The following is a 16,161-nucleotide window of genomic DNA, read 5'->3' as shown; positions in this document are numbered from 1 at the left end:
TACATAATATGAACGATTTACTTTTCTGGAAGGTGTGGTCGCCGTCCGAGCGGCGGATGGCTGTGGGCGCCCTCCTGGTTTTGATTTTGGGACTGGCATTCCTCGTTTGGCAATGCATTGATCCGTTGGGAAATGTAGTGCGGTGGAATGTGATAAGCGAGTTGTCGGAAACGACGGCGGTAGTGGATGTGCTGCAACTCGGCCAATGGCAATACGGCATTTCGACGCCCACGCACCTAGTGACAGAGAGTTTTATGTCGTCGGTGATGGAGGTTAATGCGGTGACGATCTATTTGTTCTGGGGCGGGGCGCTGATCGGCCTTTCGCTCATACTGGCGGCGCTGACGACCATGTCGCGGTTCTGGTATCTGGCCGGAACGATCCTTTTTATTTTATTCCTCGCATTCGCGAGATTGGAGACATTACGTGTTTTCGGAGCGGAAAACCGCCTGTTGTTTCTGACAGCGACTGTTTTATATGGAGGCGTTTCCTATTATTTCCATGCATTCCGGCCTGATTTGGGCATTACTATGCGCATTGCGGGTATCGTGGGCGTATCGGTTGTGCTGGCGGCATTGGTTGCATTTGGCGCTGCATCGCCGGTTCCGGCATTGACGGCCGCAGTCTATTCTTTTCCGATGTGGCTGGTTGCTACAATGCTTTTTCTACTTGTTTCCGCTACCGAAATTATGGCAGGCCTCGTTTGGCTCAGCACAAGCGGGCAGTCAGGAAAAGGCCGTTCGGGGCTTGTGCAATTTGTAGTCATCAGCGTGCTGTATTTACTGCTTCTATTATTGATATACCTCCAAAATACCCGCCAGATAGACTGGAATGTGACTTTGATCAACCCTCTCTACCTCGCATTGGTAGCGGGCGTGCTGGGTATCTGGGGATTCAGGCGCCGGGCGGACTCTACGCAGGGGGTGCTTCCGTTCAGGACTACGGGTTTCTGGCTTTATATCGGGTTGTTTATTGTTGCGGCATCCTTTGGCGGCTTAATGGCCGGTACCGCGAACGACCCCGTGCTCGAAACGCTGGAAGATACGATTGTGCAGGGACAGCTGGCGATGGGTCTGCTTTTTCTATTTTATGTGTTGATCAACTTCTACGAGGTATTTCAGCAAAAACTGGCTGTTTACAAGGTTTTGTATAAACCGCTCCGTTTCGGGCTGACGCAAACACGGCTCTTTGGTTTTGCAGGAGTGGTGGTATTATTCTCGATGCAAAAGCTCCTTCCGCTTAATCAGGCGATTGCCGGTTATTTCAATGGATTGGGCGACTTGCATTCCACTACGGAGGAGTTTACCCTTGCCGAGCAATATTATAAACTTGCATTGCAGCAGGAATTTCAAAACCATAAATCGAACTACGCGCTGGCATCCATTGCATTGAAACAGGGCGACCGCAATGCAGCCGCGTATTATTTCAGGCAGTCGTTATTGAAAAATCCTTCCCCGCAGGCCTACGCGGGCCTGAGCGGCATTCTGATTCAGGAAAGCCTGTTTTTTGACGCCGTATACAGCTTACAGGAAGGCCTTCGCCGTTTTCCGGCTAATGGCGAGTTGCTGAATAACCTCGGAATGCTCTACTCCAAAACCAATGTCGCCGATTCCGCTTATTATTACCTGGATCTGGCCAGGACGAATGCGACGCGCCCGGAAATTCCGGCCACGAACCTCCTCGCAATCCTCGCCAAAAGTACCGATTCAGGCCTGCTGGATTCCCTGGCGGCGAACTCCGATAAGCGCGACTATCTTTCCTGGCAGGCTAACTGGCTGGCGGTTCAGAATATGAGACAGCAGTTTCAAAAAGAGGATTTTAACAAGAATGCGGTCCCGAAAGATTCGCTTTTGAGCGTCTCTTCTCTGGCTTATTTACTCAATTATGCCACAAATCAGGCTGCATTTGATTCGCTACCGGCTGCATTGCTGCCGAAACTGGCGGCAAAAAATCCGGTACTATCGCAGGATTTGTCCCTCGCGGCACTGTATCCGGAATTTTATAGCGGGAATAAATTAAAAGCATTGGAAACGCTCACCGGCTGGGCGGCGGAAGAAGGAGAAAAGAGTGATTTGTACCATAAGATATTAGGGCACTGGCTCCTGCAACTCGGGCTGTACGATAAAGCGATCGAAGCATTGTCACCTGTGGAAGGGATCGAAGGGACGATCGGGATGGCGGTAGCGAATGCGTTGTCCGATAAAAAGGAGGTGGCCGTGGTATTGCTTGATAAAATCCAGGATAAGCAACAAAATGCGGCGATAGAGCAGCTGAAACAGTCATTATTCTCGGGCGTCAGACCCAAATCGGTGACGGACTCCCTGTTTGCGGTGGTTTCGAAATCGCCTTCTGCGCAAAATATTCAAAGTGCCGTGCGCGCCAACCCGTTCGATGTGCGCATTGTCTCTGCGGCGGCGGAATATTATCGAGGTAAAAAGCAGGCAAAACAGGCTTATCAACTGGTGCTGGATGCATTGCGATACAATGAATACGCCCCCGAACTTTGGGAACAATATGCATTTCTGAGCCTCGAACAAGGCTTGCTCGGACAGGCGGCAGAAGGGGCGGAGAAGGTGAAACAGTATGCATTGCCTGCCGGTTATCAGCGTTTTTTGGCGCGCTATCAGCCGATGCGGGCACTTATCGAAAAACAAAGAGCAGAATTTTGATGATTTGATATTTTAGCCATCTCAAAATTACACTTCACCAATGACGGCTTTGTCCTGGAAATCCAATTTCACTGAAACGGAATGCCGGATTTTCCGGGGTAAGGTCATTGCCGGGATTCTGAAAACATCCCTCTGGAAATACGACGGCCGGGGCGAGCTTGACGGCTACATGCTCACATTCAAAAGCAAAGGGTTTTTCCAATCGCGCACCGAAATATGCGACATCGAAGGGAAAAATGTGCTGGGCAGCATCGATTACAACGTTTTTCGAAGCAAAGCGCAGATCACCTACAACGGCGTGCATTACTACTGGCGGCTCGATTCGTGGCTGCGGGGCAAATGGGCAGTGAGCGATGGCGAATCCGAAGCGCGGTTTGAGTCCGACGGGTTCTGGAAGCGGGAAGGACAAGTGATTAATGAGGATATTCCGCCGCCGGTGATCCTGGCTTCATTTTTTGTGCATGGGTTTTTTCATAAAATTTCATCCGCATCCTGACTCTTAAAAGCTACATTCCTACTGAAATATTGCATTCATGAAAATCATAGAAACCAGCGAGATTGCCAAACGTTATGTAATGGGTAGCGAGATCATCCAGGCGCTCAAATCCGTTACTATTTCGGTCAATAAAGGGGAATATGTGGCGTTTATGGGGCCGTCGGGCTCTGGGAAATCGACGTTGATGAACATTATCGGATGCCTGGATACACCTACGACCGGACGATACGTCCTGAACAACAAGGATGTAAGCGACATGACAGAGAACGAATTGGCCGAAATCCGGAACAAGGAGATCGGTTTCGTATTCCAGACATTTAACTTGCTTCCCCGGATGTCTTCGCTGGATAATGTGGCTCTGCCGCTTATTTATGCAGGATTAAGCAAGGCCGAAAGGACAGAAAGGGCCATGCAATCCCTCAAAAACGTAGGTTTGGAAAACCGTGCGGGGCACAAGCCGAACGAACTGTCCGGCGGCCAGCGCCAGCGCGTCGCGATCGCCCGCGCGCTCGTGAATGAACCGAGTATCCTGCTCGCTGACGAACCCACCGGTAATCTCGACTCCAAAACTTCCTACGAAATCATGGATCTGTTCGACCAGCTTTACAGCAAAGGCAACACGATCGTGATGGTGACCCACGAGGAAGACATCGCGCATTACGCGCACCGCATCGTCCGCCTCCGCGACGGTCTCGTAGAGTCGGACACCATCAATCCGAGCCCTACGAAGGTGAGTGCATTGGTTTAGATGCTGATTTTGGCTAACCTGAATAAAATTCAAAAAGGGAATGTGCTATGAAAGGAGTTAGCTATCTGACAGATGAGGTAGGTCACAAAAAGGCGGTTGTTATCGATTTGGATTTACTGAAACATCGTGAAAACCTCGCAGACATTCTTGAAGATATTGAAGACGCCGTCGCTATCGAGACCAGAAAAGATGAAGAATCGGTGGATTGGGAAGCTTCGCAGAAACAAATAGTATAATTATCTTTGTAACGGATAAAGGCCAGTGGCCGAGAGAATCCGGATGAATGGCCCTGCGAGGCGCATCATCCGGATTATTTTTATAGCAATATCATGAAGATCAATTTCAAAGACATTATCATATTCGAGGACGAGGATTTTCTGGTGGTGAATAAGCCGCCGCATCTGGCAACGCTGGATGAGCGTACGGCCGACCGCGGCGGAAGCGTGCTGAGACTCGCCAAAGAATATAATCCCGAATTACAAGCCGCCCATCGCCTCGATAAGGAAACATCCGGTGCATTGGCATTTGCCAAGAATCCTGCTGCTTACCGGCATTTGGCGATGCAGTTCGAGCACCGTGAAGTTACCAAGCGTTACCATGCGGTTGTGAACGGCATCCACGACCTGGAAGGCGTGTCGGTTTACCTGCCGATCCTGCCTTTGAAAAATGGAACGGCGGTGAAGATCGACCGGGCGGAGGGGAAGGAAGCGGAGACTATATTCAATACTTTGCAGGTATATCGCGGCTATACTTTAGTGGAATGTATCCCCATTACAGGACGTATGCATCAGATCCGCGTGCATTTGTCGTGTCTCAAAGCGCCGATCGTGAACGATCCGCAATATGGCGGCGAACCTATTTTTCTTTCAAGCCTGAAAAGGAAGTTCAATCTGAAAAAAGATACTGAGGAACAGCCTCTTATTCAGCGTGTTGCATTGCATGCACGGTCGCTTTCCTTTGCGGTTATGAACGGCGAGGATATACGTGTAGAGGCGCCCTATCCCAAGGACTTTGAAGTGCTGGTGAAACAGCTCAATAAATTCGGGGTGTAATAGCACGGTTTTTGTTGAATGTTAAAAGTTGTGTACGTTTAATCCATCTTTTTACATTCAAAAAACCTAAAACTATGCGGGCACACACGTTACGATTTACCTCCTTCCTGCCACTTACCCTGCTGTTTACATGGGTGAGTTTAGCCGCTTTGGCACAAACCGGCCGGAAAAACGATGTGATCATCAAGCGCGACAGTTCGCGCATTCAGGCGCTCATCACGCAGATGAGTTATGAAAAGATCAACTACCGCGACTTAGGCAAGGCCGACAGCGCGGCCACTTACATTTACCTGGATCAGGTGGCCCGGGTGCTGCTGAAAAACGGCAAGACGATCAATGTCAAAGACTCCATTCCCCCAGGCCGTATCCCGCCCGATAGCGTCGGTCAGTATGCGGATATGAACAATCTGCCCACCGATCCGTTTGAGAAAAGCGTGGTGATGGCTAATTCAGATCAGCTGCGGGATAAATATGAGTACCACCACAACCGTGCCATGGATGGCAAGCAAGGCGCCATTGTATTTACCTCGGTGGCCGTGGCAACGCTGGTATCCGGCATTATCGTCGCCAGCACCGGTGATAGCCCGGATAATAAGACGATTGGGACCTCGCTTGCGATCGCGGGCCCTGCGGTAGGTGTTGTTTTCGGGTTGATTGGCTTTAAGAATTACAAAATTCATAGCAAGAAGGCTGAGAAGATCAAGAACGAACTGCAACGGAGAAACCAGCCATTGACCACTTTCAGTATTACGCCGCGCGTCGATCCGTTCAATAAATCGGCACAACTCGGGCTCAGGCTGACGTTCTGATTGCGGTAAATTGATTACTTTCATAGGGTGAAATCAGTTACAAAAAGTCCTTCCCACATGAAAGTAATTTTACCCAAGCTGAAAAATCAGCTCCTATCCATGTTAATGCTGCTATTTGTCGTTCAGGCAAACGCACAAACGCCCCGCAAGGCGGATGTGATCAGGCTGCGCGACGAGTCCAAACTGGAAGTGTACATCCAGGAAGTGGATGATCAGGTTGTAAAATACAAGAAGATAAGCGACCCGGAAGGGCCGCTTTTTTCCGTTAAAAAGTCCGAAATCGCTTCGATCCTCTATGGGAACGGTGAAGAAGAAACGTTTGAAGCCACGCTGGAAGTGCAGAATTACTATTCTCCCGGAAAACCAGCCACGGTCGCAAAGCCGCAGGAAACACGTCCGGCGGCGCGCAAGCCTGTTAATGGGCCGGTAAAGCCGTCGGTTCAGTTCGCAGAGGATGTCAGAAATTCCTCGCCCGAGCATTTGCGAAGCATGTATACCTATTATAAGACGCGCTCGAAAGCGGGGATGATCATGGGTATTGCAGGCACTTCGGCGGGCGTGATTGTGGCGGCGATTGGTACAGGCATTGTGGTCAGCGCGATGGACGACAACGGCAATTATAAGAGCTACCAGGATGAGTTGCGTGCGCGTAAGGGCGCGTATATGATGCTCGGAGGCTTTGCGGGCGCGATCACATTCGGTACTGTCGGATTTGTGAAGGGCGGCAAGAATGGCGCCAAGGCCAGCCGGATTCGCCGGGAGCTGATCCGTCGGGGAGAGCCTTTGACGATCAGCATCAGGCCGTCGTTCAGCCCAAGGCAACGAGCGGGAAGCCTGACATTAGCATTGAATTTCTGAAATACTGAAAACAAAAAAAGCGGGCTTCGAATACCTCGGAGCCCGCTTTTTTATGATTTGAATTTCTTAGAATTTGAAGGCGATACCTGCTTTCAAAGGAGATGCATTGTAACCAACTTCTGCAAAAACACCCATGTTAGGCTTGAAGTAGTAACGGGCTCCTGCGAAAACACCGAAGAAAACGCCACTGCCGTAGTCGTTGTCATAAAAGCCGGAGTAACCATCAGGATCGCTGTAAGATGAAACGCGATATCCCAAAGAAGGGCCTGCGTACAAATCAAGGTTGTCCAGTTTCAGGAAGTGCTTGCCATAGTGATATGAACCACGGGCTGCAATTGTGAAGAAGTTATATCTCCACTTGTACCCAACCCAGCCATAGTTCCAGGTTGTAAAGTCAGCCTGGCCACCAACGCTGATGAAGTCGTGGATACCACCTTCGAACGAAGCACCTACACCGACGCCACCGCCGCCGTACGTACCACCGAGGTTGATACCGGCATTCAATAATTTATCTCCTTTCTCAAATTGGGCGAACGCCTTCTCGGAAGCTGCGCTGAAAAGAGCGGCAACTACCAGCATGAATAGAGTCTTTTTCATCGTAATAGATTAGTTATTGTTAAAGAATAATGGCACAAATTAAAGCCTTTATTTCAATGCTTCAAAACTTGTGCCATTTATAGTTATTAACCGGAGATGGTTACTTGATGAGTGGTTCCGGCTTCTTTATTTAATCCAAAATCAGATGTGCTTCCTGAGCTTATCCTTAAAGACCTTTTTGAATTTGTCCAGTTTTGGTGCAATCACGAAGGCGCAGTAGCCCTGCTCGGGATTGTTGGCGAAATAATTCTGATGGTAATCTTCCGCCGGGTAAAACTTCTGAAATTTGGTGATTTCGGTTACAATCGGGTTTGCATAAGCGCCTGATTTGTCCAGTTCAGCCTTAGCCGTTTCCGCAAGCTGCTTCTGCTCGTCGGTATGGTAAAAAATGACTGAACGGTATTGCGTACCGACATCATTTCCCTGGCGGTTCAGCGTGGTAGGGTCGTGGCTCCGGAAGAACGCTTCCAACAGGTCGGCGTAGCTGATCACCTTGGGATCGTAGGTCACTTCCACGCATTCCGCGTGACCGGTTGTACCCGTGCATACGGCTTTGTAGTTGGGATTGGGATCATGCCCGCCCGAGTAGCCCGAAACCACTTTTTTGACACCTTCGAGTGATTCCATCACGGCCTCGGTGCACCAGAAACATCCCGTACCAAATGTTGCGACTTGTGTGTTGGCGGTATCAACGTTGCTTTCGTCGAGTGCGGTTGAGGCTGTTTCTTTGTCCATTTTGCTCTTGTGTTTTTTGTCCGATTGCGCGCACGACACGAGGGCCGCGCAGCACAAAAATATAAACGTGAAAATCGGGATGGTGGTTCTCATCTTCAAATACGGGTTATCACTGTTTCGGTAACGATTGCGGGGTCAATAAAGTTTTATAACCGTAATCCTATAATATTTACGAAATTTGAAGGCCAAAAGATCAGGGAACAGTCAGATCCCGTTGGCACCAAATCTACGGTAGTTTATGACCTATCTTCATTTCAAAGCGCTCCACATCATATTCGTAGTGAGCTGGTTTGCAGGGCTTTTCTATATGCCAAGGCTGTTTGTGTACCACACCGAAGCCAACGACAAGCCCAGTCCCGAGCGGGAAATCCTCCTTGCGCAATTTACCAAAATGGAGAAATTGCTGTTCAATGCAATCATGACGCCCGCCTGCTGGCTGGCATTGCTATGCGGCACGGCGATGCTCTATATCACGCCCGCGTGGCTCGATCAGGGCTGGATGAAGCTGAAATTGCTGTTTGTACTCGGTCTGTTGGCCTACCATTCCATTACCCGTAAAATATTACTGGAACTCCGTGCCGGCAAGTTTCGGTACAGTTCGTTCCAATTGCGGCTTTTCAATGAGATAGCGACGATATTCCTGTTCTCCATCGTGTTTTTGGTGGTGTTAAAAAATACGGTCGACTGGCTGTGGGGCGTGCTTGGCTTGATTGCCTTTGCGATCGTGATCATGACCGCGGTACGGATTGTGAAGCGAATGAGAGAGAAAAGGGCGGGAGCTTAGCAGTTAATGTGAGTGGAGAAGGCCCTTCGGACAACACATCCGAAGGGCTTTTTACTTCATGAACCTCAACCGGAATTACTGATGTTTCGTTTTATAACTAAAATTTAGTTATAAGGAGTAAAAAATTTTACAATTTCCTGTACTCATAAAATACGCGACCGGCCGAAAGCTTTTCGTCGGCGGGGTAGTGCTGCCACGCTTCCATTGCACCATTGCCGTCGCCTTCGAGCTGCAAGGAAATGACCGACGTTCCTGATTGCTCATTGTTGCAGAAAAGCTGCACTTCGTTACCTGCGCTGTTGCTTTGCCACCTGCCGGTAAGTTTGTGGCTATTCCTAGCGTCCTGCATTTCGAAACAGCCGTCGGCCCGAAGTTCTAGTTTGGACAAGCACACTTTCACATCGCCGGAGCGTTCCGGGAAATCGCGGGGCGTTTTGCCGTCGTTGTCGTTGATCGTAATGCGGTTCATATTTTCCCACAAGCCGATCAGGTCCTTGTGAAGATATTCTGAAATGCTGTTTGCTTCGCTTGCCGGCCTTTCGCAAGAGAAAAGGAAGAGCATTAATGCTGCCGCTGGTAATGTCGCCAGGAAGCGCAGCCGGCTGATGGTCCTGGATGGAGTTTGATGTAACATGATGATCCGTGATTTGATTTGACCATAATATGAAAAGTAATGCAGGGTTGAGATTTGCGTAGAAGAGGCTAACCGTACGAGTAAATGCGTGTAGCGAAATCTCCCGGCCTGGCTTGCGGCCTGCGCATCGGCTGTAAACTCATGATTGGCGGTGATCGCCTGGCGCCAGAAACGCATCAGCGGATTGAACCAGCAGCAAGCGCTGAGGAAGCGAATGAGTAGCCAGTCGCCCGTGTGTAAGTGCCTGCAATGCACGAGTTCGTGCGCAATACATGTGCGTAGTGACTCGCTATTGCGCAGGTTTTGGTTGATAAAAATGTAATTAAAAAAAGAAGAGACGGGCATTTCATTCCCGACAAACATCAAACGTACCCTACCCAGTTTTCGGGAAGGATATTTCCTGATTAGCCAGGCGACTGAAAGAATGTCGGCCAATAATTTGTACAAATGCCAGGTGGCAATGCTGCCATAAATTATCCAAAGGAGGTATGAAAAGTCTGGCAGGTGCCATTGCGAAGCATGTTCCGCAATGACTTCGGGCAATGCATATTCGGGCATGAAACGCGAGGCTACGCCCGGAGATGCTTGCCACTGTTCAGGCAAAAGCGGTAGTTTCAACGTGGGCGTAACGATGCTGAATAGCATCGCGAAAAGAAGATAAAACCGGTTGGCTGTAAAGAAGGTAAGCTTCTGGAATGCGATCCTGTAAAGCAGGATCGCAACTGCGAGGCAGAGGTTTACTTCCAACAGATAAGTACCGGCCATAATGATCAGGATTTGGGATAATAGGAGTCTATCAATTGCTTCAAATCATCGATTTCGTCCGGTTTCAGGTTATTTTCCTCCATCATAAACGATACGATATTCTTTGGGGAACCCTGGAAATAATGCTTCATCAAATCGGAAAACGACCGCCGGGCATACTGCTTGCGGGTAATGGCGGGGAAGTACACATAAGTTTTCCCATAAGCTTTATGATCGATAAACCCCTTTTTTTCCAGCAACCGTACAATCGACGAAACGGTAGTATAAGGTGGCTTGGGCTCGGGTAATTTTTCAATAATGTCATGCACAACGCCTTCGCCAAGGTCCCAGAGAATGCGCATGATGTTTTCTTCTGAATGAGAGATCGGTTCCATGGTCCAAAGGTATAACTAAAATTTAGTTATCAAACTTATATTTCGTTAAAAATTAAGAGGAGCTGCTGCTGGCCTGATTTCATGCTATTTCTATGAGGAAGTGCCGGGGCTCGCGGACGAAACTTACCTGATCGTGCCGGTAGGACGGAGTATTCGGCTAAAAAACGTGTATTCGGAGCTTGAAGAGTTTGGTTATATATGAATCATGCTCCATGCATTTCTGAAATAGCATTCTACTTCTCAAATACCAATGTCTCAGCTTTCGCACCCAGCTCTTCCAATGCTTTCAGGATGGATTCCGTGAATGCATCGGGCCCGCAGACGTAAAAAGGCTGATCGAAATGGGTGATGTGTTTTTGCAGGAAAGCCTTGTCGATGCGGCCGTGGTAGTAGCCTTGCGCATTTTCATCCGAGATAAGGTTAAAAAAATGGTTACCCAGAATCTGTTCGAGTTCCTCTTTGAGGATAATGTCGGCCGTGGTGCGGTTGGAGAAGAAAAGCCGGTTTGCCCCGATCTGTCCTTTGGAATACAAATCCCTGAAAATGGCTAAAAATGGCGTGATACCGGCTCCGCCTGCGAGAAATACGCCTTCGCCTTTGTATTCGATGGCGCCCCAGGCGTCGCTGATTTCGAAATGGTCACCGGGCTGGACCTTTGTCAATGCATTGGTTACGCCATCATGGTCGGTGTAGGATTTGATCGTGAATTCGAGCGTATCCGCAGTGGGCAGCGATGTAAAAGTGAACGGCCGCTTTTCCGCCGTCCATGGCTCTTTCTGAATCGAGAGATCCGTTGCCTGGCCCGGTATGTAGGTGAAACCCGCCGGTTTCTCGACCGTATAGGCATTTACATTATGGGTAACAGGCTTTTTGGCGAGTAGTTTGACGGAATAATCGGCCATGGCGGTAGGTTTGGGGGACGTTGTGAATGCAAACTTTATGCAAAATACACACTCGCAGCGGCGCTGTCAAGGGCGGGTTTTGTCGAATTGCACGGTTTTCAGGCAGCGGCTGAATGTGGCCGGCGTAGTGCCGAGGTAAGTGGCGATATAGTGATCGGGAATGCGGCGGAACAGCGACGACGGTTGGGCAATGTAATGTGCAATGCGCTCTTCTACGGACAAGTATTTAAAGACCTTTACCTTATCTGTAAAATTGATAAGATGTTGTTCCAAAAGCCGGACAGCCAGCTTTCCCATATGCGAATCTTCTTCGACCAGTTTCCGGTACGAATCGTAGGAGATCGCATAAACCGTCGTGTCTTCCAGCGTTTCCAGCACCTCATTCGAAAGCTTTTGCAACAGGAAACTTTCCGCAATGCAAACAATATCGCCTTCCGAAACCAGCAGCGAAGTAATATCCTCGGACCCGCGCAGGTAATACGTACGCATAACCCCTTTTTCAATAAAATACAACGACGGACTCACCTGTCCCAAATCGACCAACACGCGCCCTTTCGGGATCATGAATCTTTTCAGGTTCTGCTGAAATTTCTCCCTGATTTCCTCCGAAACCATGAATTTGGAAGCTTCCAGCAAATGGTGCAATGGCTTTAATTCTTCGGAGAGTTGCATTTGTATAATTGAATTGATAAGGGGTGGGAAACTTGTCGAACGACAATGTAAAATCTTGTCGTGCGACAATTGAAAATGATGTCTTTTGACAAGATATAAAATAATAGCAGGGAAGTTAATTTGATGAGGACAAAAAACGACTCACAATGAGCTTCACATTACTTAAAATCTTCGTTTTATCCAGCCTCATCGGGTGCACAATCATGCGTGCGGAGGCGCAGGATAAGGGTAAAAGCGAACTAAATATCGGAGGTGGGATGATGGCTTCCGAAAACGCTTTTGCGGATGCTATTATACTTTTACTCAGTGCGTTGATCAACGATCCCGAAGACGTAACGATACCGGGCGCCGCGTGGTCGCTGACCTATAAGTACAATCTTTCAGAAAGGCTGGCAGTAGGCGGAGCTTCGATATACAATCCTTCGCCGGACCGGTGGATACCCGATTTTGCTATCAACGACCGCTGGAAACGACGTTCGCTAACCACTGCCGGCGAGGCAACTATATATTGGGCTAAACAGCGCGCATTTCAATTTTACGGTACGGCGGGTGTCGGTTTTTTTGTCAAACGCAAAACCTTTTACGAAGTACAGACTGAGACTGATTTTGGCTACACATTTCAGGCTACTCCCGTTGGATTGCGAATTGGCAATAAGGTGGGCATGTTTATGGAATTGGGTTATGGATATAAAGGAGTTTTTAATGGCGGGTTGAGCGTGCGGTTCTGAGAGTGGTCTATAAAAATGAAGCTGAGCGTTACCGGTAAATTATCAATTATGCCGATCGTTTTCCAGGGGGTACATTAGATTGGGATTTACTCTATCTTCGTAAATGTATTTGTCAGTTACAAATACTTACATTTGTGTTTTACGATTGATATGTGACGCTATGAAAATTATTCTACCATTCTTCGCGCTACTCATCCTGACCGGCCAAGTTTCATTTTCTCAAACGATGGACATTCCATGGCCGTCCGGCCCCGGTACGATGACTTCGGCGTCCATCATCGTACTTAGTAATGGGAATTTTGTCATTTCAAATAGGGAATATGATGAGGGAGGAAAAGCGAACATCGGGATTGTTTATCTTTTCAACGGTCAAACAAAGAAACTGATCAGCGCTTTGAAAGGGTCTAACGCCAATGATCAGGTCGGTGATCGGCTGTTCGCATTGCCCAATGGGAACTTCGTGGTTGTGAGTAGTTATTGGGACAATGGGGCCATTACTGATGTAGGTGCCGTGACGTGGGTCAATGGTGTTACAGGGCTAAATGGTGTGGTGAATCCGGCCAATTCACTGATCGGTAATGTAGCCTCGGATGTGGTAGGCACCAATGGGATTACCGTTTTGCCGAATGGCAACTACCTCGTAAAGAGCTATTCATTGAAGGCGCCGGGAAAGCTGGCGGTTGGTGCCGTTACCTGGTGTAATGGTAATACAGGACTGACCGGAAACGTGAGCACAGCCAATTCGCTGGTTGGTGCGAACCAAGGGGATGCGCTGGGATATCTGGACATATTGGTTTTATCGAACAGTAACTACGTCGTTCCGTGTCCAGGCTGGGACAGTCCTACCCATCAGGACGTTGGCGCGGTGATCTGGGGTAACGGATCAACGGGCGTCTCCGGCGTGGTAAGCGCAGCCAATGCATTGACTGGCTCCCATAGCGGGGACCGTATTGGCGACGGTTATGGGTTGACAGGACTTACCAATGGAAATTATATAGTGAGAAGTCCTGAATGGGATAACGGAAATATTCAAAACGCGGGTGCTGCCACTTTTTGTAATGGTTCAACCGGCCTCACGGGTGTTGTCAGTGCGGCCAATTCATTGGTAGGTACCGAGGCAGAGCATCGCGTCGGCAGCGGCGCTACCGCACTTTTGAATGGTAATTACGTCGTCAGCAGCCCTTCGTGGTCGAATGCCGCGACCGGTGCTTTTGGGGCTGTTACTTGGGGAAATGGTGTAACCGGCATCACAGGAGTAATCACAGAAACGAATTCACTTTACGGATCCCGGCGCGGCGACACTGGGGGCGCTATTGCATTGTCTAACGGCAATTATGTGGTTAACAGCCCCATATGGACGCGCGACAGCATCATATACGGTGCGGGAGCGATTACCTGGGCTGATGGAACCACTGGTATTACAGGCCGGATTTCGGCGTCTAATTCGCTGATAGGAAGAGACTCGCTCGACAATATCGGTTTGCGGGGCGTTTTTCCGCTTAGCAATGGCCATTATGTGGTGGCGAGTCCGTTTTGGAGCAACAACGGTAAGCGATATGTGGGTGCGGTGACTTGGTGCGACGGTTTCACTGGCCGGATCGGAGATGTGACGGACATGAATTCATTTGTCGGAACAAAGGAATCAGAGCAGGTTGGAAATGTCAAGGTAACGCCCCTTGCCAACGGCAACTACGTCATCCAAAGTTCATTTACGGAAATTAACGGAATAGATCGTGCCGGGGCCGTCACTTGGGCCGACGGGTCGAAGGAGTTTGTAGATACATTGAGCGCAACCAACTCGTTGTTTGGCAGCCATGCGGTAGATCTGATCGGACGGACAGTCAGACCGCTCGCCAATGGGAATTATTTGATTTTGAGTGATATTTGGGACAATGGAAATACAATGGACGCAGGCGCCGTGACCTGGGCCAGCGGAACAAGCGTGATCACGGGAGAAGTCAATAGCGCTAATTCTCTGGTTGGAACAAAGGATGGTGGTAAGCTGGGACAATATGGAATGGTCGAGACGTTGCCTGGGGGTGACTATTTCGTGAAAACTACCTGGAACAATGTGGGGGCCATTACCTGGGGGAACGGCGCGACAGGTACAACCGGGGAGGTAAATGACTGCAACAGCTATATCGGGGCAGGTAATGGCGTATACAATCCCACACATGGGTACCTTGTTACAGTAAATTCGGCAGAAAACGTCGTGAGGCTCGTTTATCGCACGGGCGGCCCACTTTTGGCAAGGTCGCAGGACGCAGCCTCTGCCGACATCAACGTGGCACAAACAACATCCTTCATGGGAGGAGCAGGCTGCCGGATTATCGCCACTGTGAGTTCGCAGGGAGCCAACCCTGTTACCGGAAACGTAAATGTCAAAGCCTGGCTCGAAAACGGTGTTCCCTCTTTCCACTACGACCCATTTGTGGCCAGGCATTATGAGATTACCCCTGCACTGAATGCCGCTAATGCAACCGGGCGTGTCACATTATACTTCTCCCAAGGCGAATTTATTGCCTTCAATGCCGCACCCGGCAGCACGCTCGATCTGCCCGCGGATGCAGGAGATGCCATGGGAAAAGCTAACCTCCGCATCGGCAAATATTCCGGTACGAGCAACGATGGCAGCGGCCTGCCGGGCAGCTATCCATCCATTGCGTCTGCGATCATCGACCCAGATGACAATGACATTGTCTGGAACGATACGTTCAAACGCTGGGAAGTGACTTTTGATACCGAGGGTTTCAGCGGCTTTGTTATTCAGACGAGCCTGGTTCCTTTGCCAGTCCGCCTGGTTTCATTCAATGCAAAACCGGAAGGAAAAACCGTCAAACTCGATTGGGAAATCGCTGATGCCGTCAATTTCAGCCATTTCGAAGTCGAGCGTGCCTCCGACGCGAAGCAGTTTGAACACATTGGAAAAATCAATTTTGAAGAAGGCACTGAAAATTACGCCATGACAGACGCCCAACCGCGCACCAATGCCGGCGGGGAACTTTATTACCGCTTAAAAATGCTCGACCGGGACGATAGCTACGCGTACAGCAAGATTGTGAGCGTTGAGCTGGACGGCAGCAACGTCGCTTACGTATATCCCAACCCGGTTGCAGATCGTTTCAAAATCTCGCTGCCCGGCTATGACGGCAAAACCGGTACATTGGCGCTTGTCGATGCCTCGGGCAAAGTGGTGCTTAGGACTGCATTCACTGTCAAAAAGGGTGAGGTGGAATTTGATTTAAAGCAATCGAGGCTGGCAGAAGGCATTTACACCATTCAATTGCAAATGGGCGGAGAAAAGCGGCAATTCAAATTAGTTCGCGCCCGCTAAGCGC

16 protein-coding genes are annotated in these 16,161 nt (G+C 49.4%); 10 read left to right on the top strand and 6 right to left on the bottom strand.

From position 1 onward, the window contains the following. The first annotated feature begins 8 nt into the window (after positions 1-8). The 7 genes from ACQ4MZ_RS27130 to ACQ4MZ_RS27100 all read left to right on the top strand — a co-directional run bounded on the left by ACQ4MZ_RS27130 (position 9) and on the right by ACQ4MZ_RS27100 (position 6,632). Positions 9-2,669, top strand: coding sequence for a hypothetical protein (locus ACQ4MZ_RS27130; RefSeq protein WP_430850505.1), 2,661 nt, complete (start codon positions 9-11; stop codon positions 2,667-2,669). Positions 2,670-2,709: 40 nt separating this feature from the next. Next, positions 2,710-3,165 (top strand): hypothetical protein, encoded by a 456-nt coding sequence (locus ACQ4MZ_RS27125; RefSeq protein ID WP_430850503.1) that lies wholly within the window; start codon positions 2,710-2,712, stop codon positions 3,163-3,165. A gap of 37 nt (positions 3,166-3,202) precedes the next feature. Beyond that, positions 3,203-3,913 (top strand): ABC transporter ATP-binding protein, encoded by a 711-nt coding sequence (locus ACQ4MZ_RS27120; protein ID WP_430850501.1) that lies wholly within the window; start codon positions 3,203-3,205, stop codon positions 3,911-3,913. 47 nt (positions 3,914-3,960) lie between these two features. Beyond that, entirely contained in the window at positions 3,961-4,149 is a 189-nt protein-coding gene (locus ACQ4MZ_RS27115) for a hypothetical protein (RefSeq protein ID WP_430850499.1), read from the top strand. A gap of 93 nt (positions 4,150-4,242) precedes the next feature. Next, on the top strand, positions 4,243-4,965 hold the full coding sequence (locus ACQ4MZ_RS27110; RefSeq protein ID WP_223406091.1) for an RluA family pseudouridine synthase: 723 nt from the start codon (positions 4,243-4,245) through the stop codon (positions 4,963-4,965). 74 nt (positions 4,966-5,039) lie between these two features. Further along, positions 5,040-5,774, top strand: a complete 735-nt coding sequence (locus tag ACQ4MZ_RS27105) for a hypothetical protein (protein WP_430850496.1) — start codon at positions 5,040-5,042, stop codon at positions 5,772-5,774. A 57-nt stretch (positions 5,775-5,831) separates the two neighbouring features. Beyond that, complete coding sequence (locus ACQ4MZ_RS27100) at positions 5,832-6,632, top strand: hypothetical protein (protein ID WP_430850494.1); 801 nt, start codon at positions 5,832-5,834, stop codon at positions 6,630-6,632. 66 nt (positions 6,633-6,698) lie between these two features. Here ACQ4MZ_RS27100 and ACQ4MZ_RS27095 read toward each other — a convergent pair whose 3' ends face one another. Further along, a complete protein-coding gene (locus ACQ4MZ_RS27095) occupies positions 6,699-7,229 on the bottom strand; it encodes a hypothetical protein (protein WP_430850492.1) in 531 nt (176 codons plus the stop codon). 141 nt (positions 7,230-7,370) lie between these two features. Then, positions 7,371-8,057, bottom strand: a complete 687-nt coding sequence (gene msrA, locus ACQ4MZ_RS27090) for a peptide-methionine (S)-S-oxide reductase MsrA (RefSeq protein ID WP_430850490.1) — start codon at positions 8,055-8,057, stop codon at positions 7,371-7,373. A gap of 145 nt (positions 8,058-8,202) precedes the next feature. On the opposite strand from msrA, the gene ACQ4MZ_RS27085 reads away from it, so the two are divergent. Further along, entirely contained in the window at positions 8,203-8,748 is a 546-nt protein-coding gene (locus ACQ4MZ_RS27085) for a CopD family protein (RefSeq protein ID WP_430850488.1), read from the top strand. A 127-nt stretch (positions 8,749-8,875) separates the two neighbouring features. Here ACQ4MZ_RS27085 and ACQ4MZ_RS27080 read toward each other — a convergent pair whose 3' ends face one another. The 4 genes from ACQ4MZ_RS27080 to ACQ4MZ_RS27065 form a co-directional block, all read right to left on the bottom strand. Continuing rightward, positions 8,876-10,147, bottom strand: a complete 1,272-nt coding sequence (locus tag ACQ4MZ_RS27080) for a M56 family metallopeptidase (protein ID WP_430850486.1) — start codon at positions 10,145-10,147, stop codon at positions 8,876-8,878. A gap of 5 nt (positions 10,148-10,152) precedes the next feature. Beyond that, positions 10,153-10,521: a BlaI/MecI/CopY family transcriptional regulator gene (locus tag ACQ4MZ_RS27075; protein ID WP_430850484.1), complete on the bottom strand. Its 369-nt coding sequence runs from the start codon at positions 10,519-10,521 to the stop codon at positions 10,153-10,155. A 233-nt stretch (positions 10,522-10,754) separates the two neighbouring features. Beyond that, on the bottom strand, positions 10,755-11,423 hold the full coding sequence (locus ACQ4MZ_RS27070; protein ID WP_430850482.1) for an FAD-binding oxidoreductase: 669 nt from the start codon (positions 11,421-11,423) through the stop codon (positions 10,755-10,757). A 66-nt stretch (positions 11,424-11,489) separates the two neighbouring features. After that, positions 11,490-12,095, bottom strand: a complete 606-nt coding sequence (locus ACQ4MZ_RS27065) for a Crp/Fnr family transcriptional regulator (RefSeq protein WP_430850480.1) — start codon at positions 12,093-12,095, stop codon at positions 11,490-11,492. Positions 12,096-12,241: 146 nt separating this feature from the next. Between ACQ4MZ_RS27065 and ACQ4MZ_RS27060 the strand changes: the two genes are divergently transcribed. Both ACQ4MZ_RS27060 and ACQ4MZ_RS27055 read left to right on the top strand, forming a co-directional pair. Then, the gene (locus tag ACQ4MZ_RS27060) at positions 12,242-12,823 is read left to right on the top strand and encodes a hypothetical protein (protein WP_430850478.1); all 582 of its coding nucleotides are present in this window, start codon (positions 12,242-12,244) and stop codon (positions 12,821-12,823) included. Positions 12,824-12,983: 160 nt separating this feature from the next. Further along, positions 12,984-16,157 (top strand): T9SS type A sorting domain-containing protein, encoded by a 3,174-nt coding sequence (locus ACQ4MZ_RS27055; RefSeq protein WP_430850476.1) that lies wholly within the window; start codon positions 12,984-12,986, stop codon positions 16,155-16,157. Positions 16,158-16,161: the final 4 nt, after the last annotated feature.

The sequence above is a fragment of the Dyadobacter sp. BHUBP1 genome, from assembly GCF_050587785.1.
Lineage (GTDB): Bacteria > Bacteroidota > Bacteroidia > Cytophagales > Spirosomataceae > Dyadobacter.
This window is presented reverse-complemented; position numbering and strand designations above follow the sequence as displayed.

Coding starts and splice junctions, on each gene's coding strand:
- ACQ4MZ_RS27105 (WP_430850496.1), top strand. CDS start 5,040: ATGCGGGCACACACGTTACGATTTACCTCCTTCCTGCCACTTACCCTG.
- msrA (WP_430850490.1), bottom strand. CDS start 8,057: ATGAGAACCACCATCCCGATTTTCACGTTTATATTTTTGTGCTGCGCG.
- ACQ4MZ_RS27085 (WP_430850488.1), top strand. CDS start 8,203: ATGACCTATCTTCATTTCAAAGCGCTCCACATCATATTCGTAGTGAGC.
- ACQ4MZ_RS27120 (WP_430850501.1), top strand. CDS start 3,203: ATGAAAATCATAGAAACCAGCGAGATTGCCAAACGTTATGTAATGGGT.
- ACQ4MZ_RS27055 (WP_430850476.1), top strand. CDS start 12,984: ATGAAAATTATTCTACCATTCTTCGCGCTACTCATCCTGACCGGCCAA.
- ACQ4MZ_RS27065 (WP_430850480.1), bottom strand. CDS start 12,095: ATGCAACTCTCCGAAGAATTAAAGCCATTGCACCATTTGCTGGAAGCT.
- ACQ4MZ_RS27115 (WP_430850499.1), top strand. CDS start 3,961: ATGAAAGGAGTTAGCTATCTGACAGATGAGGTAGGTCACAAAAAGGCG.
- ACQ4MZ_RS27080 (WP_430850486.1), bottom strand. CDS start 10,147: ATGGCCGGTACTTATCTGTTGGAAGTAAACCTCTGCCTCGCAGTTGCG.
- ACQ4MZ_RS27130 (WP_430850505.1), top strand. CDS start 9: ATGAACGATTTACTTTTCTGGAAGGTGTGGTCGCCGTCCGAGCGGCGG.
- ACQ4MZ_RS27095 (WP_430850492.1), bottom strand. CDS start 7,229: ATGAAAAAGACTCTATTCATGCTGGTAGTTGCCGCTCTTTTCAGCGCA.
- ACQ4MZ_RS27110 (WP_223406091.1), top strand. CDS start 4,243: ATGAAGATCAATTTCAAAGACATTATCATATTCGAGGACGAGGATTTT.
- ACQ4MZ_RS27100 (WP_430850494.1), top strand. CDS start 5,832: ATGAAAGTAATTTTACCCAAGCTGAAAAATCAGCTCCTATCCATGTTA.
- ACQ4MZ_RS27070 (WP_430850482.1), bottom strand. CDS start 11,423: ATGGCCGATTATTCCGTCAAACTACTCGCCAAAAAGCCTGTTACCCAT.
- ACQ4MZ_RS27075 (WP_430850484.1), bottom strand. CDS start 10,521: ATGGAACCGATCTCTCATTCAGAAGAAAACATCATGCGCATTCTCTGG.
- ACQ4MZ_RS27060 (WP_430850478.1), top strand. CDS start 12,242: ATGAGCTTCACATTACTTAAAATCTTCGTTTTATCCAGCCTCATCGGG.
- ACQ4MZ_RS27125 (WP_430850503.1), top strand. CDS start 2,710: ATGACGGCTTTGTCCTGGAAATCCAATTTCACTGAAACGGAATGCCGG.